The organism is Pseudomonas sp. PMCC200344, assembly GCF_030053095.1.
Lineage (GTDB): Bacteria > Pseudomonadota > Gammaproteobacteria > Pseudomonadales > Pseudomonadaceae > Aquipseudomonas > Aquipseudomonas svalbardensis.
The window spans coordinates 773,388-793,488 of the sequence record NZ_CP125618.1 but is presented as its reverse complement, the minus strand read 5'-3'; the positions used below and the strand labels follow the sequence as shown (position 1 = coordinate 793,488).

Annotated in this window: 16 protein-coding genes, 2 tRNA genes and 1 rRNA gene; 12 read left to right on the top strand and 7 right to left on the bottom strand. The window is 58.7% G+C overall.

The window, feature by feature from the left end; all coding sequences use genetic code 11:
• Window positions 1–90 precede the first annotated feature (90 nt).
• The 5 genes from QFW87_RS03500 to QFW87_RS03480 form a co-directional block, all read right to left on the bottom strand.
• Window positions 91–166: transfer RNA gene (locus QFW87_RS03500), tRNA-Ala, on the bottom strand.
• Between the two features lie 27 nt (window positions 167–193).
• Window positions 194–270: transfer RNA gene (locus tag QFW87_RS03495), tRNA-Ile, on the bottom strand.
• A gap of 160 nt (window positions 271–430) precedes the next feature.
• Window positions 431–1,969, bottom strand: a 16S ribosomal RNA gene (locus QFW87_RS03490).
• A 623-nt stretch (window positions 1,970–2,592) separates the two neighbouring features.
• Window positions 2,593–4,086, bottom strand: a complete 1,494-nt coding sequence (locus QFW87_RS03485) for a CoA-acylating methylmalonate-semialdehyde dehydrogenase (protein ID WP_095127264.1) — start codon at window positions 4,084–4,086, stop codon at window positions 2,593–2,595.
• 77 nt (window positions 4,087–4,163) lie between these two features.
• Window positions 4,164–5,513, bottom strand: coding sequence for an aspartate aminotransferase family protein (locus tag QFW87_RS03480; RefSeq protein ID WP_129438726.1), 1,350 nt, complete (start codon window positions 5,511–5,513; stop codon window positions 4,164–4,166).
• 124 nt (window positions 5,514–5,637) lie between these two features.
• On the opposite strand from QFW87_RS03480, the gene QFW87_RS03475 reads away from it, so the two are divergent.
• From QFW87_RS03475 to QFW87_RS03450, 6 genes are all read left to right on the top strand, one after another.
• Entirely contained in the window at window positions 5,638–6,558 is a 921-nt protein-coding gene (locus QFW87_RS03475; protein WP_046044702.1) for a LysR family transcriptional regulator, read from the top strand.
• 85 nt (window positions 6,559–6,643) lie between these two features.
• Window positions 6,644–7,294: a TetR/AcrR family transcriptional regulator gene (locus QFW87_RS03470; protein ID WP_056746120.1), complete on the top strand. Its 651-nt coding sequence runs from the start codon at window positions 6,644–6,646 to the stop codon at window positions 7,292–7,294.
• Between the two features lie 7 nt (window positions 7,295–7,301).
• Entirely contained in the window at window positions 7,302–7,883 is a 582-nt protein-coding gene (locus tag QFW87_RS03465; RefSeq protein ID WP_283189822.1) for a YigZ family protein, read from the top strand.
• A 531-nt stretch (window positions 7,884–8,414) separates the two neighbouring features.
• A complete protein-coding gene (locus tag QFW87_RS03460) occupies window positions 8,415–9,974 on the top strand; it encodes an ABC transporter ATP-binding protein (protein ID WP_283189821.1) in 1,560 nt (519 codons plus the stop codon).
• A gap of 11 nt (window positions 9,975–9,985) precedes the next feature.
• Window positions 9,986–11,092, top strand: coding sequence for an ABC transporter permease (locus QFW87_RS03455; protein WP_283189820.1), 1,107 nt, complete (start codon window positions 9,986–9,988; stop codon window positions 11,090–11,092).
• Window positions 11,092–12,018 carry an ABC transporter permease gene (locus QFW87_RS03450; protein ID WP_283189819.1) on the top strand — a complete coding sequence of 309 codons (927 nt, stop codon included), beginning with the start codon at window positions 11,092–11,094 and terminating at the stop codon, window positions 12,016–12,018. The genes QFW87_RS03455 and QFW87_RS03450 overlap by 1 nt, the downstream gene beginning before the upstream one ends.
• 59 nt (window positions 12,019–12,077) lie before the next feature.
• Here the strand turns inward: QFW87_RS03450 and QFW87_RS03445 are convergent, their stop codons facing one another.
• Window positions 12,078–12,524 (bottom strand): hypothetical protein, encoded by a 447-nt coding sequence (locus QFW87_RS03445; RefSeq protein ID WP_283189818.1) that lies wholly within the window; start codon window positions 12,522–12,524, stop codon window positions 12,078–12,080.
• Window positions 12,525–12,606: 82 nt separating this feature from the next.
• Between QFW87_RS03445 and QFW87_RS03440 the strand changes: the two genes are divergently transcribed.
• The 3 genes from QFW87_RS03440 to QFW87_RS03430 all read left to right on the top strand — a co-directional run bounded on the left by QFW87_RS03440 (window position 12,607) and on the right by QFW87_RS03430 (window position 15,298).
• Entirely contained in the window at window positions 12,607–12,957 is a 351-nt protein-coding gene (locus QFW87_RS03440; RefSeq protein WP_283190875.1) for a MerR family transcriptional regulator, read from the top strand.
• 25 nt (window positions 12,958–12,982) lie between these two features.
• Window positions 12,983–13,669 carry an SDR family oxidoreductase gene (locus QFW87_RS03435; protein ID WP_283189817.1) on the top strand — a complete coding sequence of 229 codons (687 nt, stop codon included), beginning with the start codon at window positions 12,983–12,985 and terminating at the stop codon, window positions 13,667–13,669.
• A 270-nt stretch (window positions 13,670–13,939) separates the two neighbouring features.
• Window positions 13,940–15,298: an 8-oxoguanine deaminase gene (locus QFW87_RS03430; RefSeq protein WP_283189816.1), complete on the top strand. Its 1,359-nt coding sequence runs from the start codon at window positions 13,940–13,942 to the stop codon at window positions 15,296–15,298.
• Window positions 15,299–15,424: 126 nt separating this feature from the next.
• On the opposite strand, the gene QFW87_RS03425 is transcribed toward QFW87_RS03430, so the two are convergent.
• The gene (locus tag QFW87_RS03425; RefSeq protein WP_283182835.1) at window positions 15,425–16,513 is read right to left on the bottom strand and encodes a calcium:proton antiporter; all 1,089 of its coding nucleotides are present in this window, start codon (window positions 16,511–16,513) and stop codon (window positions 15,425–15,427) included.
• A 298-nt stretch (window positions 16,514–16,811) separates the two neighbouring features.
• On the opposite strand from QFW87_RS03425, the gene QFW87_RS03420 reads away from it, so the two are divergent.
• The 3 genes from QFW87_RS03420 (at window position 16,812) to QFW87_RS03410 (ending at window position 20,069) form a co-directional block, all read left to right on the top strand.
• On the top strand, window positions 16,812–17,894 hold the full coding sequence (locus QFW87_RS03420) for a BMP family ABC transporter substrate-binding protein (RefSeq protein WP_283189815.1): 1,083 nt from the start codon (window positions 16,812–16,814) through the stop codon (window positions 17,892–17,894).
• A gap of 173 nt (window positions 17,895–18,067) precedes the next feature.
• Window positions 18,068–19,033, top strand: a complete 966-nt coding sequence (locus QFW87_RS03415; protein WP_283182833.1) for a 2-oxoglutarate and iron-dependent oxygenase domain-containing protein — start codon at window positions 18,068–18,070, stop codon at window positions 19,031–19,033.
• Between the two features lie 82 nt (window positions 19,034–19,115).
• Window positions 19,116–20,069, top strand: a complete 954-nt coding sequence (locus QFW87_RS03410; protein WP_283182832.1) for an adenosine deaminase — start codon at window positions 19,116–19,118, stop codon at window positions 20,067–20,069.
• The last annotated feature ends 32 nt before the right edge of the window (window positions 20,070–20,101 follow it).

Below are 20,101 nucleotides of genomic sequence, written 5' to 3'. Positions count from 1 at the left end.
AAGAACGATCTAGCCAAAGACTAGAAATCAACATTCACCATCCTACGATGGAATGCTCATTTCTAAGCTTTCAACAAACAGAAGCAGTAGTGGTGGAGCCAAACGGGATCGAACCGTTGACCTCCTGCGTGCAAGGCAGGCGCTCTCCCAGCTGAGCTATGGCCCCGTATTTCTACAGGTTCCCACACAAAATTGGTGGGTCTGGGCAGATTCGAACTGCCGACCTCACCCTTATCAGGGGTGCGCTCTAACCAACTGAGCTACAGACCCAATTTCGAGCTTTAAGGCCGACCTCACCCTGCTCTCTACCACAGAGCATGGGTGCGTTCCGACCAACTAAGCTACAACCTGTTAGGGCTGCTTCTTATCGTCTTCTTCAATGAATCAAGCAATTCGTGTGGGAACTTATGGAGCAGCTGATGTCGTCGATTAAGGAGGTGATCCAGCCGCAGGTTCCCCTACGGCTACCTTGTTACGACTTCACCCCAGTCATGAATCACACCGTGGTAACCGTCCTCCCGAAGGTTAGACTAGCTACTTCTGGTGCAACCCACTCCCATGGTGTGACGGGCGGTGTGTACAAGGCCCGGGAACGTATTCACCGCGACATTCTGATTCGCGATTACTAGCGATTCCGACTTCACGCAGTCGAGTTGCAGACTGCGATCCGGACTACGATCGGTTTTCTGGGATTAGCTCCACCTCGCGGCTTGGCAACCCTCTGTACCGACCATTGTAGCACGTGTGTAGCCCAGGCCGTAAGGGCCATGATGACTTGACGTCATCCCCACCTTCCTCCGGTTTGTCACCGGCAGTCTCCTTAGAGTGCCCACCATTACGTGCTGGTAACTAAGGACAAGGGTTGCGCTCGTTACGGGACTTAACCCAACATCTCACGACACGAGCTGACGACAGCCATGCAGCACCTGTCTCAATGTTCCCGAAGGCACCCATCCATCTCTGGAAAGTTCATTGGATGTCAAGGCCTGGTAAGGTTCTTCGCGTTGCTTCGAATTAAACCACATGCTCCACCGCTTGTGCGGGCCCCCGTCAATTCATTTGAGTTTTAACCTTGCGGCCGTACTCCCCAGGCGGTCAACTTAATGCGTTAGCTGCGCCACTAAGAGCTCAAGGCTCCCAACGGCTAGTTGACATCGTTTACGGCGTGGACTACCAGGGTATCTAATCCTGTTTGCTCCCCACGCTTTCGCACCTCAGTGTCAGTATCAGTCCAGGTGGTCGCCTTCGCCACTGGTGTTCCTTCCTATATCTACGCATTTCACCGCTACACAGGAAATTCCACCACCCTCTACCATACTCTAGCTTGTCAGTTTTGAATGCAGTTCCCAGGTTGAGCCCGGGGATTTCACATCCAACTTAACAAACCACCTACGCGCGCTTTACGCCCAGTAATTCCGATTAACGCTTGCACCCTCTGTATTACCGCGGCTGCTGGCACAGAGTTAGCCGGTGCTTATTCTGTCGGTAACGTCAAAACACTTACGTATTAGGTAAATGCCCTTCCTCCCAACTTAAAGTGCTTTACAATCCGAAGACCTTCTTCACACACGCGGCATGGCTGGATCAGGCTTTCGCCCATTGTCCAATATTCCCCACTGCTGCCTCCCGTAGGAGTCTGGACCGTGTCTCAGTTCCAGTGTGACTGATCATCCTCTCAGACCAGTTACGGATCGTCGCCTTGGTGAGCCATTACCTCACCAACTAGCTAATCCGACCTAGGCTCATCTGATAGCGCAAGGCCCGAAGGTCCCCTGCTTTCTCCCGTAGGACGTATGCGGTATTAGCGTCCGTTTCCGAGCGTTATCCCCCACTACCAGGCAGATTCCTAGGCATTACTCACCCGTCCGCCGCTCGCCACCAGGTACAAGTACCCGTGCTGCCGCTCGACTTGCATGTGTTAGGCCTGCCGCCAGCGTTCAATCTGAGCCATGATCAAACTCTTCAGTTCAAACATCTTTGGGTTTTTAAGAAACCCTAAACTTGGCTCAGCAATCGTTGGTTACATCTTTGATTTCTCGCGGAGTAACTTGTGATGCTGATAATCTTGTTGACTATCAGTCTGACTCCACAAGCACCCACACGAATTGCTTGATTCAGTTGTTAAAGAGCGGTTGGTTAAGATCTTTCGTCTCAACCGAGGCGCGCATTCTACAGCAGCCTCTGTTGCTGTCAAGCGGTTATTTTTCGAAGCTTTCAAAGTTTCCTTTGCAACTTCAACCACTTGCGCTTGCGATCTCTCGTTAGCGGGAGGCGAATTCTACAGCGTTACTCGCTGCTGTCAACACCTCTTTTGTTCCGCTTTCGACCGAGAAGATCGAACCGTTAAAAGAGCCAAACAACACCACTCTTTCAACTCCTTCTGGGCTTCGATGACCTGAAGCAACTCGCTGTCGAAAACTGCATAACTCATTGTTTACCAAGGAGTTTTCCGTTTCGACTGCGCCGGAAGTGGGGCGAATTATAGACTTCCAGAATCTGCCGTCAACACCTATTTTCACAATTCTGTCATATAGGTTACCACCCCTGAAACGCAAAGGCCGGCCCCAAGGGGCCGGCCTTCTTCCCTTCTACTTACAAGCTAGGGAATGCGAACTGCGAAGCTTCATGGCTCGCCCGTTGTGGCCAGCGCTGGGTAATGGCCTTACGACGGGTGTAGAAACGCACGCCATCCGGACCATACGCATGCAAGTCGCCGAACAGCGAGCGCTTCCAGCCGCCAAAGCTGTGATAAGCCACCGGTACCGGCAGCGGTACGTTGACGCCGACCATACCGACTTCAATCTCGTCGCAGAACAACCGTGCCGCTTCCCCATCACGGGTAAAGATACAGGTGCCGTTGCCATACTCGTGATCGTTGATCAGCTGCATCGCCTCTTCCAGGCTGTTAACCCGAACAACGCACAGCACTGGCCCGAAGATCTCTTCTTTATAGATGCGCATCTCTGGCGTGACGTTATCGAACAAGCAGCCACCGAGGAAGAAGCCTTCCTCATGACCGGCCACGCTCAGACCACGACCATCCACCACCAAGGTCGCACCAGAAGAAACACCGTCTTCTATATAGCCACTGACTTTGTCGCGAGCCTGACCGGAAACCAGCGGCCCCATGTCCAGACCGCATGAAGTACCGGCACCGATTTTCAGCGCCTTGATTTGCGGTACCAACTTGGCCACCAGCGCATCCGCCACCTGATCACCGACGCACACAGCCACCGAGATCGCCATGCAACGCTCACCGCAAGAACCATAGGCCGCGCCCATCAGCGCGCTGACCGCGTTATCCAGATCCGCATCCGGCATCAGCACCGCATGGTTCTTCGCGCCACCCAGTGCCTGAACGCGTTTGCCGCGCTTGGTGCCTTCGGCGTAAATGTATTCGGCAATAGGCGTCGAACCAACGAAGCTCAACGCTTTGACTTCCGGCGCTTCGATCAGCGCGTCCACCGCAGCCTTGTCGCCGTGCACTACGCTCAGTACACCTTTAGGTAAACCGGCTTCCAACAGCAATTGAGCGATCAACAGCGTGGAGCTTGGATCACGCTCGGAGGGTTTGAGAATAAAGCAGTTGCCGCAGACGATCGCCAGCGGATACATCCACAGCGGCACCATGGCCGGGAAGTTGAACGGCGTAATACCGGCCACCACGCCCAAAGGCTGGAAGTCCGACCAGGCATCGATATTTGGGCCGACGTTACGGCTGTATTCACCCTTGAGGATTTCCGGTGCTGCACAAGCGAACTCGACGTTCTCGATACCGCGCTTCAATTCACCGGCAGCATCTTCCAGCGTCTTGCCGTGTTCTTCGCTAATCAGTTGAGCGATACGCGCTTCGTTCTGTTCCAGCAATTGCTTGAAGCGGAACATCACCTGCGCACGCTTGGCCGGCGGAGTGTTGCGCCAGGCCGGGAACGCAGCCTTGGCCGAGTCGATGGCTTTTTGAATGGTTTCGCGGCTGGCCAATGGCAGCTTGTGGATAGCCTGGCCGGTGGACGGGTTGAACACGTCAGCGGTGCGACCGTCTTCGGTCACCAGTTCGCCATTGATCAAATGCGGGATAAGGCTCATGCGGGGCTCCTGAAAAGTTGTCCACAGGCGCCCTTCAAGGGGCGCCCGTCTTTATATAGAGAGAATAGAGGGAGAAATCAGTCGATTTTGTTCAGCACTTCGCCGACCGCGTCGAACAGACGATCAAGGTCTTGCGGCTTGCTGTTGAAGGTTGGGCCGAACTGCAGGGTGTCGCCGCCGAAGCGCACGTAGAACCCGGCTTTCCACAACGCCATGCCTGCTTCGAACGGACGCACGATGGCGTCGCCGTCACGAGGCGCGATCTGGATTGCGCCGGCCAGGCCGTAGTTACGAATATCGATGATGTTTTTCGAGCCCTTCAGACCGTGCAGCGCATTTTCGAAATGCGGCGCGACTTCGGCCACGCTCTGCACCAGGTTTTCCTTTTGCAGCAGGTCGAGTGCTGCCAGGCCAGCAGCGCAAGCCACCGGGTGCGCGGAATAGGTGTAGCCGTGCGGGAATTCCACCGCGTACTCCGGCGTCGCCTGGTTCATGAAGGTCTGGTAGATCTCGGAGCTGGCAATCACCGCGCCCATCGGGATCGCGCCGTTAGTGACTTGCTTGGCGATGCACATCAGGTCCGGGGTCACGCCGAAGCTGTCGGCACCGAACATCGAACCGGTACGGCCGAAACCGGTGATCACTTCGTCGAACACCAGCAGGATGTTGTGCTGATCGCAGATCTCGCGCAGACGCTTGAGGTAGCCCTGTGGTGGAACCAGTACGCCAGCGGAACCGGCCATTGGCTCGACGAACACTGCAGCGATGTTCGAAGCGTCATGCAGCTCGATCAACTTGAGCAGTTCATCCGCCAGGGCGATACCGCCCTCTGTCGGCATGCCACGGGAATAAGCATTGCTCGCCAACAAGGTGTGAGGCAGGTGATCGACGTCCATCATCGCCTGACCGAACATTTTGCGGTTTCCGTTCACGCCACCGAGGCTCGTGCCGGCGATGTTCACGCCGTGATAACCACGGGCACGGCCGATCATCTTGGTCTTGGTGGCCTGGCCTTTCAGGCGCCAGTAAGCACGCACCATCTTCACTGCCGTGTCAGCGCACTCGGATCCCGAGTCAGTGAAGAACACGTGATTGAGATTGCCCGGGGTCAGGTCGGTGATTTTCTCAGCCAGCTGGAACGAAAGCGGATGGCCGTACTGGAAGCCTGGCGAGTAATCGAGGGTGCCCAATTGCTTGGCGACCGCTTCCTGAATTTCCTTGCGGGTATGCCCGGCGCCACAGGTCCACAAACCGGAGAGCGAGTCGTAAACCTTGCGCCCCTTGTCATCGATCAGCCAACTGCCTTCAGCCGCCACGATCAGTCGCGGATCGCGCTGGAAATTACGGTTGGCGGTGTAGGGCATCCAGTGAGCATCGAGCTTGAGCTGGCTGGCCAGGGAAGTCGGGTTGTTTTCAGGCAAGTTCATGGGCAAAACCTCGCAGGGCAATAAGCGGCATAGAGATCAAAAGCGTTCTTGCAGCTAAATTGCCACGGGGATAAAGTCGGTGAAATCCAACTCTTCTAACGTTCAGTCAGGTCACCACTAAACTATGAGCAGCCGCCGCCCCGATCCGTTGGCGCAAGTCAGTGACTTTGATATCCGCCTGCTTCGGATATTTCGCAGTGTGGTGGAGTGCGGCGGCTTCTCCGCGGCGGAATCGGTGCTGGGGATCGGCCGCTCGGCCATCAGCCAGCAAATGAGCGATCTGGAACAGCGCCTCGGTCTGCGTTTATGCCAACGGGGTCGCGCCGGGTTTTCCCTGACCGAAGAAGGTCGCGAGGTTTACCAATCGGCGTTGCAGCTATTAAGTGCGCTGGAAAGCTTCCGCACCGAGGTCAACGGCCTGCACCAACATCTGCGCGGCGAATTGACCATCGGCCTGACCGATAATCTGGTCACCCTGCCCCACATGCGCATCACCCACGCCTTGGCGCAATTGAAGGAACGCGGGCCGGACGTGCAGATTCAGATCCGCATGATCGCGCCCAATGAAGTCGAACAAGGCGTGCTCGACGGTCGATTGCATGTCGGCGTGGTGCCGCAAGCCAGCGCGCTGTCGGGGTTGGAATATCAGCCGCTTTATAGCGAACGCTCGCTGCTGTATTGCGCGGTCGGTCATCCGTTGTTTTATGTCGACGATAAACAACTGGATGACGAGCGCCTCAATAGCCAGGACGCCATCGCGCCGACTTTCCGTTTGCCCGCGGAAATCCAGGCCCATTACCAGGCGCTCAATTGCACCGCCAGTGCCTCGGACCGTGAAGGCATGGCGTTCCTGATCCTCACCGGACGCTACATCGGCTACCTGCCGGACCACTACGCCAGCCTCTGGGTGCAGCAAGGCCGGTTGCGTGCGCTGAAACCAAAGGTGCGTTTTTATGACCTGAGCCTTGCATCGGTCACGCGCAAGGGCCGTCGCCCGCATTTGGTGCTGGAAAGCTTTTTGGAGAGCCTGGCTGCGACACGCTAGGTTATATTGCGTCAGGACTTGTCTGATGCCGGTGGGTGCGCTATCAACGCACTGGTTGCACCCACCCACCTGTTCGGAAGTGCCTATGACCTTTGAAGTCCCCGCTCACGGCGGCAAACCTGCCAGCCGCATTCGTCAAAAGAACGAAGAGACCATCATCAAAGCCGCCGAAGACGAGTTCGCCCGTCACGGGTTCAAAGGCACCAGCATGAACACCATCGCCCTGAATGCCGGGTTGCCCAAGGCGAATCTGCATTACTACTTCACCAACAAACTCGGTTTGTACGTGGCGGTGTTGAGCAACATCCTCCAGTTGTGGGACAGCACCTTCAACACCCTGACCTTTGATGATGATCCGGCCGAAGCGCTGACGCGTTACATCCGCGCCAAGATGGAATTCTCCCGTCGTCAGCCGCAAGCCTCGCGGATCTTCGCGATGGAAGTGATCAGCGGTGGCGAGTGCCTGACCGAGTACTTCAACCAGGATTATCGCGCCTGGTTCCAGGGCCGGGCCGGCGTGTTCCAGGCGTGGATCGATGCCGGCAAGATGGATCCGGTAGACCCGGTGAACCTGATCTTCCTGTTGTGGGGCAGCACTCAGCATTACGCCGATTTCGCCACGCAGATCTGTCGTGTCAGCGGTCGCACTAAGTTGACCAAGCAGGACATGGAAGACGCCGGCAACAACCTGATCCGCATCATCCTCAAGGGCTGCGGCCTGACGCCAACGATCTAAGACTCTTATGCCTTTTACCCTCAGCGGTTTTTGCGAGTACCGCGAAGAGATTCGCAAAAGCCGCTTCATCACTTTCGCCGCGCCGATCAGCAGCCCCGCTGAAGCCCAGGCGTTCATCGAACAGCACAGCGATTTGAATGCCTCGCACAATTGCTGGGCCTGGAAGCTTGGCGACCAATACCGCAGCGCTGACGACGGCGAGCCCGGCGGCACCGCTGGCCGGCCGATTCTGGCGGCAATCGACGCGCAGGATTGCGATCAGGTCGCGGTGCTGGTGATTCGTTGGTATGGCGGTATTCAACTCGGCACCGGTGGCCTCGCCCGGGCGTATGGCGGCGGCGCCAACAAGTGCCTGCAAGCGGCGGCAAAGGTTGAACTGATCAGTCGGGTGCCGGTGAGTTGTGCCTGTGCTTTTGCAGAGTTGCCGCTGGTGAAGCTTCGGGTGGCGGAACTGGGTGGATTGGTTGTGGAAGAAACGTTCACGGCCAACGGCGTGGAGCTGCAATTGGCGATCGGCGAAAGCCAGGTCGATACCCTGCAAACGCAGCTGGCGGATTTGAGCCGCGGGCGCATTTTGTTGCAGCATTAATCGCACCAATATCGTCCACAGCCCTTTCGTCGAACCGGTGCATTTGCCCACATCTACTGTGCACCCGGCTGTGGATAACCTGAGCACACCCGGCTGTAACCCTTCTGTCATGCGGCTTTGCGGGCTTTGCTCATTTTTCGTCCAATCTGCCATCAAAAAAACTAAATCCACCTGAAAACAATCAGTTAGCGCGGTTTATCACCTTTAGAAGAAAGCCACACAGTGCTTATGCCCGAGCTTCGGGCTTGCGCACAAATACTGTGGAGCAATCTGTGGATAACCCGTTCATGACCGTCGCGGCCCCATGTCCGGCATGGCTTGCCGTCAGCTGCTCGTTTTTTGACCAAACACCCAGAGCAAAACTGGAGCCTGATCAACGGCTTTGCTCTCAAGTGGTGCCTGGTTCGGGATCGACATAGGGCGAGGCGCCGTCTGCAAAGCCTTCACCTGTAACGTTTTTGAGCTTTCCTGACTCAATGGCCAGGAAATTGCTTTGTCCACAGGCATCACTTCAATCGACCCGAGCCTGTCATGCCCAACCCCGTGCCGATCCCCGATCCAACACCTCGTCTGCAACTGCGCAGAATCAGCAAGCGCTACCCCGGTTGCCTGGCCAACGACGCCATCGACCTGAGCATTGCACCCGGCGAGATCCATGCCCTGCTCGGCGAAAACGGCGCGGGCAAAAGTACGCTGATGAAGATCATTTACGGCGTCACCCATGCAGATTCCGGCGAGATGATCTGGCAAGGGCAACGCGTGACTATGCGCAACCCGGCTCAGGCTCGGGGGCTGGGGATCGGCATGGTATTTCAGCATTTCTCGCTGTTCGAGACTTTGAGCGTGGCGCAGAACATTGCCTTGGCGATGGGCGCGGCGGCTGGTACACCGAAACAGCTTGAGCCAAAGATTCGTGAAGTCTCCCGACGCTACGGCATGGCGCTGGAGCCGGAGCGACTTGTCCACAGCCTGTCGATCGGCGAACGCCAGCGGGTGGAAATCATTCGTTGCCTGATGCAGGACATCCGTCTGCTGATTCTGGATGAGCCGACTTCGGTGCTGACCCCGCAGGAAGCCGACGAATTGTTCGTCACCTTGCGCCGACTGGCTGCCGAGGGCTGCAGCATTTTGTTTATCAGCCACAAACTCGGTGAGGTTCGCGCGTTGTGTCACAGCGCCACGGTGTTGCGCGGCGGTCGGGTGGCCGGGCATTGCGTGCCGGCCGAGTGTTCGGATCGGCAACTGGCGCAGTTGATGGTGGGTGAAGCCGCCGCGCTGATTACGGATTATCCGAAAGTCATTGGGGCTAATGCATTCCTGAACGTGACGGGATTGTCCTGGCACAACCCGGACCCGTTCGGCTGCTCGCTGAATGACATTGATCTGCAAGTGCGCAGAGGTGAAATCGTCGGCATCGCCGGGGTCGCGGGCAATGGTCAGGATGAGTTGCTGGCCCTGCTCAGTGGCGAAGAAGTGCTAAGCCGCAACGACGGCGCAACGATCAATTTCGGCGGCCAACCGGTAGCGCACTTGCGGCCGGATGCACGGCGCAAACTCGGCCAGGCCTTTGTCCCTGCGGAACGTCTGGGCCATGGCGCGGTGCCGGACCTGAGCCTGGCGGACAACGCCCTGCTCACTGCCTTTCAACAAGGGCTGGTCTGCAACGGCCTGATCCAGCGTGGCAAGGTCGAAACCTTGGCCGAAGAAATCATCCATCGCTTCGGGGTCAAGACGCCCGGCCCCCAGACACCGGCCCGAAGCTTGTCCGGCGGCAACTTGCAGAAATTCATCCTCGGCCGGGAAATCCTGCAGCAACCGAAACTGCTGGTGGCCGCGCACCCGACCTGGGGCGTGGACGTCGGCGCCGCCGCGACCATTCACCGGGCGCTGATTTCCTTGCGCGATGCCGGCGCGGCGATTCTGGTGATCTCCGAAGACCTCGACGAACTGTTCCAGATCAGCGATCGCCTCGGCGCCTTGTGCAGCGGTCGGCTGTCGGCGCTCAAGGCCACGGTCGACACCAGCCTGATCGATGTCGGCGGCTGGATGGCTGGCCAGTTCGACGGGCCTAAATCACGTGCAACGGTTTAACGGAGTTTCACATGCTGCTTTCTCTCGAACCCCGTGGCCAGCAATCGCGCCTGATGCTGTGGTGCTCGCCATTGCTGGCGGCTGTCCTGACGTTGGGCTGTGGCTCGCTGCTGTTTATCGCACTGGGGCATGATCCGCTACTCACTCTCCACACCTTGCTCATCGCACCGATCAGCGACCTGTATGGCGTCTCCGAACTGCTGGTCAAAGCGCTGCCGATTTTGCTCTGCGCGTTGGGGCTGGCCGTGGCGTACCAAGCACGAATCTGGAACATCGGCGCCGAAGGTCAGTTGCTGCTTGGCGCGCTGGCCGGCAGTGCGCTGGCGGTGAACATCATCGACCTGCAAAGTCGCTGGGCGCTGGTGTTGATCCTGCTCGTCGGCACCCTGGCCGGTGCCGGGTGGGCCGGGCTGACGGCGTGGTTGCGCACGCGTTTCAATGCCAATGAAATCCTCACCAGCATCATGCTCAATTACATCGCCCTGAACCTGTTGTTGTTCTGCGTGCATGGGCCGCTGAAGGATCCGGCCGGGTTCAACTTTCCCGAGTCGGCGATGTTCGGTGATGCCAGCCGTTTGCCGTTGTTGATCGAGGACGGTCGGGTTCACGCCGGGGTGTATTTCGCCTTGCTCGCGTTGGTGGCGGTGTGGGTGTTGCTGCAGAAAAGCTTTATCGGGTTCCAGATCAAAGTCCTCGGGCTGGATAAGCGCGCAGCGGGGTTCGTCGGCTTTCGCGAGAAGCGGCTGATCTGGCTGGCGCTATTGATCAGCGGAGGATTGGCGGGGCTGGCCGGCGTGTGTGAAGTCACCGGGCCGATCGGCCAACTGGTGCCGCAAGTCTCGCCCGGTTATGGCTATGCCGCGATCACCGTGGCGTTTCTCGGGCGACTCAATCCCATCGGCATTCTGTTTTCCAGTCTGCTGATGGCGCTGCTGTACATCGGCGGCGAGAGCGCGCAGATGAGCATGAATCTGCCCCAGGCAATCACCCAATTGTTCCAGGGAATGATGTTGTTTTTCCTGCTGGCCAGTGACGTGCTGATTCTCTACCGACCACGCTTGAACCTGCGCTGGTCCCGTCGTGCACAAGCCACCGTCGTACAAGCAGGAGCGCTGTGATGGATATCGATCTGCTGAGCAATATTTTCTACGCCATGGTCCGCTGCGGCACACCGTTGCTGTTGGTGGCTTTGGGTGAATTGATCTGCGAGAAGAGCGGCGTCCTCAACCTGGGTCAGGAAGGCATGATGCTGTTTGGTGCCGTGATCGGTTTTATCGTCGCGTTGAGCAGCGGCAACCTGTGGCTCGGCGTGTTGCTGGCGATGCTTGCCGGGATGCTGTTGTCGTCCCTGTTTGCGCTGGTGGCGCTGGTGTTCAACGCCAATCAGGTGGCCACCGGGTTGGCGCTGACGATCTTCGGCGTGGGCCTGTCGACCTTTGTCGGCGCGGCGTGGGTCGGTAAACCGCTGGCGGGTTTCGAGCCGGTGGCGATTCCATATCTGAGTGAGATGCCACTGATCGGACGGATGCTGTTTGCGCAGGATCTGCTGGTGTATGTGTCGTTCGCGCTGTTTGCGCTGGTGGCCTGGGTGATTGTGAAAAGTCGCGTCGGGCTGATCATTCAGGCGGTCGGGGAAAATCCGGATGCGGCCAGTGCCATGGGCTTGCCGGTGTTGGGCGTGCGCACGCTGGCGGTGCTGTTTGGCGGGGCAATGGCTGGATTGGCCGGGGCTTATTTGTCGCTGGCCTACACGCCGATGTGGGCGGAGAACATGAGCGCCGGGCGTGGCTGGATTGCCTTGGCACTGGTGGTGTTTGCCAGTTGGCGGGTGTGGCGGTTGCTGCTGGGGGCGTATCTGTTCGGGCTCGCCAGCATCCTGCATTTGGTGGCGCAGGGGTTGGGGCTGGCGATTCCGTCGAGTCTGCTGGCGATGCTGCCGTATGTCGCGACCATTGTGGTGTTGGTGCTGCTGTCTCGGGATGCGCTGCGCACACGGTTGTATGCGCCAGTGTCATTGGGGCAGCCGTGGCGGGCCGGGCATTAAGGTTGACCGCACCGGCCTCTTCGCGAGCAGGCTCGCTCCCACAGTAGTCCGGGTTTAACTCAGGATTGCGGGTCGACACGGATCCCCTGTGGGAGCGAGCCTGCTCGCGAAAGCGTCCGAACTGGCAACACCTGAACAACGCCCCACGCCAATTCAAAGAACAGGAAAATCGCCAACAAAGAGCTCGCGCCATGGAGCAAGGCATACAACTGCCAAGCCGAAAACAGAAATCTACCGACCGCGTCATACCGCCCAAACACCTGCTGCGGATCACGAATCCGTAGTACCGCCCACACGCAGACAATCGACCCCAACAGATTGGCCATCAGCATGTGCATCGGCTCGAACGGCGGCAACTCACCGGGCAAATTGAAAGCATGACTCACGCTCAACAAAACTCTATGTAACGCCGCAAAACTCCACGGCGTGACAAACGCCACCATGACGATCAAGTCATACCAGGCGCTACCCTTCACCAACCGGCGATATTGCGTTGAAGTCCACATCCGTCTTGCTCCATAAATTCAGGGAGCAACAAGGCTAAAGCCTGGAGTATGCTCCAGGGTCAAGCCCTCTCGAGACGTCATGATGCGCATCGGTGAATTAGCCCAGGCCAGCGCCGTCAGCCGCGACACGCTGCGCTTCTACGAGCAACGCGGGTTGATTGCGGCACAACGCAGCGCCAACGGTTATCGCGACTATCCGGCGGACATGGTGCAACTGGTGCTGTACATCAAGACCGCTCAGCGATTGGGCTTTACCCTCGGCGAGATCGGCAACAGCGTCGCCGCGATAGGGCAGTCGCCCGATCCGGACAGCTCCGTCACGCAATTGCTGCAAGACAAACTCAAACTGATCGAAACCCGAATCGACGAACTCGGCGCGCTGCGTCAGGAGTTGCAGCAACGGCTCGGCCAGCGTTGTCCATTGAATCCGTGATCCTCATTTATCAAGGAAGCCACTTATGTCTACGGCAAAAACCGCACTCATCATCGGCGCCTCCCGAGGCTTGGGCCTCGGTTTGGTGAAAACCCTGCTGGCCGACGGTTGGCAAGTCACCGCCACCGTGCGCAACCTGCAGAACGCCGAAGCCTTGCAGGCCTTGGGCAAGGTGCGGATCGAAAAACTCGACATGGACGATCAGCAGGCAGTCATCGCCCTCAGCCAGCAGCTCAAGGGCGAAGTGTTCGACCTGCTGTTCGTGAATGCCGGGGTCAAAGGCCCGGAAGTTCAAACGCCGGGCGGCGCGACACTGGCCGAAGTCGGGCAACTGTTTTTCACCAACGCCGTGGCGCCGATCAACCTGGCCCAGCGCTTCGTCGGGCAGATCCGTCCGGATACCGGCGTGCTGGCGTTCATGAGTTCGGTGCTGGGCAGCGTAACCATGCCGGATGCGCCCGAGCTGGCGTTGTACAAGGCGAGTAAAGCGGCACTGAACTCGATGACCAGCAGCTTCGTCACTCAGTTGGGCGAGCAGAAGCTCACCGTGTTGTCGCTGCATCCGGGCTGGGTGAAGACCGACATGGGCGGTGAAGGCGCTGACATTGATGTGGACACCAGCACGCGCGGGTTGGTCGATCAGGTGAATGCGTATACCGGCAAGGGCGGGCATCATTTTGTGAACTACCGGGGTGAAACCATTCCCTGGTAACACCGCAATACCCTGTGGGAGCGAGCCGGCTCCGGGCGGCGTTCCGACGAAAGCGGTGTGTCATTCAGCATTGATGTTGAATATGAAGGCCTCTTCGCGAGCAGGCTCGCTCCCACAAAGGGATTTGTGTTGTCCTGTCGGGCCGGGCTTGCCCGCAGCGCGGTTTTGAATGAAACTCCGCACCTCGTCCCCGCGACGACCCTGGATCAGCAGACAGGGTAATCACTGAGCTGGCTAACCTGAACCCAACTTTCAGAGGAGCCGGCCAACATGCCTGCGACCCGTACCTGGTTAAAAAATCCCCTCGCGATCTTCACTGCCAATGGCCTCGATGCCCGTGGCGGCCTGGTTTTGCAAGACGGTTTGATCGTCGAAGTGCTCGCCGCTGGCCAGCAACCTTCCGCGCCCTGTGGACAAGTCTTCGATGCCCGCGAGCATGTGATCCTGCCGGGACTGATCAACACCCATCACCACTTCTATCAAACCCTGACCCGCGCCTGGGCGCCGGTGGTCAATCAGCCGTTGTTCCCGTGGCTGAAAACCCTCTACCCGGTCTGGGCCCGCCTCACCCCTGAAAAGCTCGCCCTCGCCAGCAAAGTCGCGCTGGCCGAATTGCTGCTGTCTGGCTGCACCACCGCGGCCGATCACCATTACCTGTTTCCCGAAGGCCTGGAAAATGCGATCGACGTACAAGTCGAGAGCGTCCGCGAACTGGGCATGCGCGCCATGTTGACGCGCGGCTCCATGAGCCTCGGCGAGAAGGACGGCGGCCTGCCGCCGCAGCAGACCGTGCAGGAAGGCGAAGTCATCCTCGCCGACAGCCAACGCTTGATCGCCGAGTACCACGAGCGTGGCGACGGTGCGCAAATCCAGATCGCCCTGGCGCCCTGCTCACCGTTCTCGGTGACCCCGGAAATCATGTCCGCCAGCGCCGAACTGGCGAACAAACTCGACGTGCGCCTGCACACCCATCTGGCCGAAACCCTCGACGAAGAAGACTTCTGCCTGCAACGCTTCGGCCTGCGCACTGTGGATTACCTCGACAGCGTCGGCTGGCTCGGCCCACGCACCTGGCTGGCTCACGGCATCCACTTCAACCCGGACGAAATCGCTCGCCTCGGCGCCGCCGGTACCGGCATTTGCCATTGCCCGAGTTCGAATATGCGCCTGGCTTCCGGCATTTGCCCGACACTGGACCTGACCGCAGCGGGCGCGTTACTGGGCTTGGGCGTGGACGGTTCGGCGTCCAACGATGCATCGAACATGATGCTGGAAACCCGTCAGGCGCTGTACATTCAGCGACTGCGTTATGGCGCCGAGAAGATCACCCCGGAGTTGGTGCTGGGGTGGGCGACCAAGGGGTCGGCGCAGTTGCTGGGCCGTACCGATATCGGCGAACTGGCGGTGGGCAAGCAGGCGGATCTGGCGCTGTTCAAGCTCGATGAGCTGCGGTTCTCCGGCAGTCATGATCCGGTGTCGGCGTTGCTGCTGTGTGGCGCTGATCGGGCGGATCGGGTGATGGTCGGCGGCAAGTGGCGGGTGATTGATGGGCAGGTTGAAGGACTGGATTTGAAGGGGTTGATTGCGGATCACAGCCAGGCGGCTCGGCAGTTGATTGCCGGTACCTGACACAACACACATCAAAAACTGTGGGAGCGGGCTTGCTCGCGAATGCGGACTGACATTCAACATATTTGTTGGCTGACACACCGCTTTCGCGAGCAAGCCCGCTCACACATTGGTTTTGCGGTGGGGCTAGAGACCGAGCAGCGACAACATGATGAATGTCGCAAACAGCACAAAGTGGGTCATGCCTTCGATGGCATTGGTTTCGCCATCGTTGAGGTTGATTGCGCTGACGATCAGGGTGAGGAAGACCATCACGGTCTGCACCGGGGTCATTGCCATCTGGAACGGCTGGCCGGTGTAGAGCGCCATCGCTTCCATCACCGGCACCGTCAGAATGACCGTCGACAGCGACGCGCCCATGGCGATGTTGACCACCGACTGCATGCGGTTGGCCAGAGCCGCCCGCAACGCGGTCAGAATCTCCGGCGCCGCCGAGATTGCCGCCACCAGGATCGCCGTGATCACCGGCGGTGCGCCCGTCCCCTCCAGGCCCAGGTCGAGGGTCTTGGACATCACTTCGGCCAAGGCGCCGATGACCACCACGCCGAACACCAACGTGCCGATACTCAACACCAGATTGATGGGCTCAGGTTCTTCCTCCGGGACTTTCTTGCGGCGTTTTTCCGGGTAGCTGTAGCTGAAGAAATAACTGTGCGGCCCGACCTGCATGCGCAGGAACAAGGTGTAGAGCACGACCATCGCACCAATGGTGAACGCCGAATAGAGTTTCCAGTTGGCTTCGGGAATGAACTCCGGCACCACCATGGAAACGCCCATGGCGGTGAGAATCATCACGCTGTAGCTGCGCGCCGAGTCGTCGTTGTAGGACTGTTCGCCATACTTGATCCCACCCATCAACGCGGCCAGGCCAAGGATGCCGTTGATGTCGAGCATCACCGCCGAATAAATCGTGTCGCGTACCAGGGTCGGCGAGGCTTCGTTGCTCATCATGATCGCCAGGATCACCACTTCCACCAGCACGGCGGCCAGGGTCAGGATCATCGTGCCGTAAGGGTCACCGACTTTTTCGGCCAGCAGTTCGGCGTGATGGGCGACGCGCATGGAGGCAACGACGATGAATGCGATCAGCACCAGGCCGGCGGTCAACGCGATGGGCTGGCCGCTGTGCAGCATCCAGTGTTCCAGCGGATAAGCGACGACGGCGGCGAGCAGGGCCAGCAACAGAAACTTTTCTTGCTTGATGAGTGTGAGCATTGCGGGCCTTTTTTTGCCGTGTGAAGCGAAACCAGGGTGATGAGCTACTGACTGTGGGGCGGCACTAACGTTTCGTTACACCTTAGCGCACCAGTGGATGGCAGTTATGCCAAGGCATGCACTTTTATCGGCCTCAAGGGCCACTTCGCGAGCAGGCTCGCTCCCACATTGGAATGCGTTCTCCTGTGGGAGCGAGCCTGCTCGCGAAGGCCGTTACGCAGTTTGGGTATTTGTTGTCTTGTTGGTCAGCAACTTGCATTGGCGTTGCCAACCTCACAACCACATGGAGTTGGAATTCATGCACAAACGTCCGTTGAAGAAGCTGCTTTGCGCCGTCGTCGCGGCCATCGGTCTGAGCGCCAGCCTGACCGCCAGTGCCGCTGACCCGCTGAAAGTCGGCTTCGTCTACATCGGTCCGATTGGTGACCACGGCTGGACGTATCAGCATGAACAGGGGCGCAAAGCGCTGGCGGTAAAATTCGGTGACCAGATCACCACCAACTATGTGGAAAACGTCGCTGAAGGCGCCGACGCAGAGCGGGTGATCCGCAACATGGCCAAGGACAAGTACGACCTGATCTTCACCACCTCTTTCGGTTACATGAACCCGACCCTGAAAGTCGCCCAACAATTTCCCAAGGTGACCTTCGAACACGCCACCGGCTACAAACAGGACAAGAACCTCGGCACTTACCTGGCGCGCACGTATGAAGGTCGCTACGTTGGCGGGTTTCTCGCGGCGAAGATGACCAGGACCAAGAAGATCGGTTACGTCGCGTCCTTCCCGATCCCGGAAGTGATCCGCGACATCAACGCCATTCAACTGGCCCTGAACAAGTACAACCCCGGCACCGAGATCAAGGTGGTGTGGGTCAACTCCTGGTTCGATCCGGGCAAAGAGGCCGATGCCGCCAACGCGTTGATCGATCAGGGTGTGGATGTGGTGTTCCAGCACACCGACAGCCCGGCGTCGATCCAGGCAGCTGAACGTCGCGGCGTGTATGCCGTGGGCTACGCTTCGGACATGGCGCACTTCGGGCCGAAAGCGGTGCTGACGTCCATCGTCAACGACTGGGCGCCGCACTACATTCAGGCGACCCAAAGCGTGCTCGACCACACGTGGAAGTCGCAGGATTACTGGGGTGGATTGAAGGAAGGTACGGTTGAACTGCCGATCAGCGATCTGGTGCCGGCTGCAGTGAAGGTCGAGGCAGAGCAGATCATTGCCGACATCAAAAGCGGTGCTTTCCACCCTTTCACCGGACCGATCAAGGATCAGGCAGGCGTCGAGAAGATTGCGGCGGGCGCGACGGCGAGCAATGCGGAGCTGGCATCGATGAACTACTACGTTGAAGGCATGAAAGCCGACATGCCGAAGTAATTCCCGAGCCATACACAAAACCCTGTGGGAGCGGCGGTGCGGCGATCCGACTTGCTCGCGAAGGCGGTGGGTCAGCCAACATCAATGTTGAATGCTCTGCCGTCTTCGCGAGCAAGTCGGATCGCCGCACCGCCGCTCCCACATTGGACTTTCAGCGTTCTTAAGGACTGCGCATGAACCAGCTCCCGATCATCAATATCGCCCCGCTCTACAGCGATGACGCACACGCTTGGCAATCCATCGCCACGCAAATCGACCGCGCCTGCCGCGAGTGGGGCTTTTTCTATATCGAGGGCCACCCGATCAGCCCGTCGCGCATCGACGCCGTACTCGACAGCGCTCAACGTTTCTTCGCCCTGCCCGTCGCCGAAAAACTCAAGATCGATATCACCCAGACTCGTCACCATCGCGGTTACGGCGCCATCGCCACCGAACAACTCGACCCGAGCAAACCCAGCGACCTGAAAGAAACCTTCGACATGGGCCTGCACCTGCCGGCCGATCACCCTGAAGTGTTGGCAGAAAAACCGCTGCGCGGCCCCAACCGCCATCCGTCGATGCCCGGCTGGGAATCGCTGATGGAGCAGCACTACGTCGACATGCAGGCCCTGGCACAAACCCTGTTACGGGCCATGACCGTGGCGCTGGGCATCGAGCGCGACTTTTTCGACACCCGTTTCGTTGAGCCGGTCAGCGTGCTGCGGATGATTCATTACCCACCGCGCCACACCGCCAGTTCCGAAGAGCAGCAAGGCGCCGGCGCCCACACCGATTACGGCTGCATCACCCTGCTGTATCAGGATGGCGCCGGCGGCCTGCAAGTGCGAAACGTTAAAGGCGAGTGGATCGATGCACCGCCAATCGACGGCACGTTCGTGGTCAACCTCGGCGACATGATGGCGCGCTGGAGCAACGACCGTTACCTGTCGACGCCGCACCGGGTGATCAGCCCGCTGGGCGTGGACCGTTACTCGATGCCGTTCTTCGCCGAGCCGCACCCCGACACGGTCATCGAATGCCTGCCCGGCTGTCAGGATGAACGGCACCCGGCAAAGTATCCGGCCACCACCTGCGCCGAATTCCTGCTCTCGCGCTTCGCCGATACCTACGCCTATCGACGGGAACAGGAAGCGCTGTGATGAACCGGCTGGTCAGGTTTTGCTAATTGTTTCCACGGGCATCTGTAGAATGCTCGCCATCTGCACCTGATGAGAAAAGACTATGTACGACTGGCTGAACGCCCTGCCCAAGGCAGAACTGCACCTGCACCTTGAGGGTTCGCTGGAGCCTGAGTTGCTGTTCGCCCTGGCCGAACGCAACAAGATCGCCCTGCCGTGGAGCGATGTCGAAACCCTGCGCAAGGCCTACGCCTTCAATAACCTGCAAGAATTTCTCGACCTGTATTACCAGGGCGCCGACGTGTTGCGCACTTCTCAGGATTTCTACGACCTGACCTGGGCTTACCTGTTGCGTTGCAAGGCGCAGAACGTGATTCACACCGAACCGTTCTTCGACCCGCAAACCCACACCGACCGTGGCGTGCCGTTCGAAGTGGTGCTCAACGGCATCGCCGCCGCGTTGAAGGATGGCGAGCAGCAACTGGGGATCACCAGCGGTTTGATCCTGAGCTTCCTGCGTCACCTGAGCGAAGAAGAAGCCGAGAAAACCCTCGATCAGGCGCTGCCGTTCCGTGATGCGTTTGTGGCTGTCGGTCTGGACAGTTCGGAAATGGGTCACCCACCAAGCAAGTTCCAGCGCGTGTTTGACCGTGCCCGTCACGAAGGCTTCCTGACCGTCGCCCACGCCGGTGAAGAAGGCCCGCCCGAGTACATCTGGGAAGCCATCGATCTGCTGAAAATCCAGCGCATCGACCATGGCGTGCGCGCCATCGAAGACGAGCGTTTGATGCAGCGGATCATCGACGAGCAAATCCCGTTGACCGTGTGCCCGTTGTCGAACACCAAGCTCTGCGTGTTCGATCACATGTCTCAGCACAACATTCTCGACATGCTCGAGCGTGGCGTGAAAGTGACCGTGAACTCGGATGACCCGGCGTACTTCGGCGGTTATGTCACCGAGAACTTCCACGCGTTGTACACCCATTTGGGCATGACCCAGGATCAGGCCAAGCAATTGGCGCAGAACAGTCTGGATGCACGGTTGGTAAAACCGTAGGACTCACCACATAACCACTGTGGGAGCGAGCC

What these genes read in the sequence shown, in the direction of transcription:
- QFW87_RS03445 (WP_283189818.1), bottom strand. Translation starts at nt 12,524, where the DNA reads ATGTGGACTTCAACGCAATATCGCCGGTTGGTGAAGGGTAGCGCCTGG.
- QFW87_RS03480 (WP_129438726.1), bottom strand. Translation starts at nt 5,513, where the DNA reads ATGAACTTGCCTGAAAACAACCCGACTTCCCTGGCCAGCCAGCTCAAG.
- QFW87_RS03485 (WP_095127264.1), bottom strand. Translation starts at nt 4,086, where the DNA reads ATGAGCCTTATCCCGCATTTGATCAATGGCGAACTGGTGACCGAAGAC.
- QFW87_RS03455 (WP_283189820.1), top strand. Translation starts at nt 9,986, where the DNA reads ATGCTGCTTTCTCTCGAACCCCGTGGCCAGCAATCGCGCCTGATGCTG.
- QFW87_RS03415 (WP_283182833.1), top strand. Translation starts at nt 18,068, where the DNA reads ATGAACCAGCTCCCGATCATCAATATCGCCCCGCTCTACAGCGATGAC.
- QFW87_RS03470 (WP_056746120.1), top strand. Translation starts at nt 6,644, where the DNA reads ATGACCTTTGAAGTCCCCGCTCACGGCGGCAAACCTGCCAGCCGCATT.
- QFW87_RS03430 (WP_283189816.1), top strand. Translation starts at nt 13,940, where the DNA reads ATGCCTGCGACCCGTACCTGGTTAAAAAATCCCCTCGCGATCTTCACT.
- QFW87_RS03435 (WP_283189817.1), top strand. Translation starts at nt 12,983, where the DNA reads ATGTCTACGGCAAAAACCGCACTCATCATCGGCGCCTCCCGAGGCTTG.
- QFW87_RS03465 (WP_283189822.1), top strand. Translation starts at nt 7,302, where the DNA reads ATGCCTTTTACCCTCAGCGGTTTTTGCGAGTACCGCGAAGAGATTCGC.
- QFW87_RS03450 (WP_283189819.1), top strand. Translation starts at nt 11,092, where the DNA reads ATGGATATCGATCTGCTGAGCAATATTTTCTACGCCATGGTCCGCTGC.
- QFW87_RS03440 (WP_283190875.1), top strand. Translation starts at nt 12,607, where the DNA reads ATGCGCATCGGTGAATTAGCCCAGGCCAGCGCCGTCAGCCGCGACACG.
- QFW87_RS03420 (WP_283189815.1), top strand. Translation starts at nt 16,812, where the DNA reads ATGCACAAACGTCCGTTGAAGAAGCTGCTTTGCGCCGTCGTCGCGGCC.
- QFW87_RS03475 (WP_046044702.1), top strand. Translation starts at nt 5,638, where the DNA reads ATGAGCAGCCGCCGCCCCGATCCGTTGGCGCAAGTCAGTGACTTTGAT.
- QFW87_RS03410 (WP_283182832.1), top strand. Translation starts at nt 19,116, where the DNA reads ATGTACGACTGGCTGAACGCCCTGCCCAAGGCAGAACTGCACCTGCAC.
- QFW87_RS03425 (WP_283182835.1), bottom strand. Translation starts at nt 16,513, where the DNA reads ATGCTCACACTCATCAAGCAAGAAAAGTTTCTGTTGCTGGCCCTGCTC.
- QFW87_RS03460 (WP_283189821.1), top strand. Translation starts at nt 8,415, where the DNA reads ATGCCCAACCCCGTGCCGATCCCCGATCCAACACCTCGTCTGCAACTG.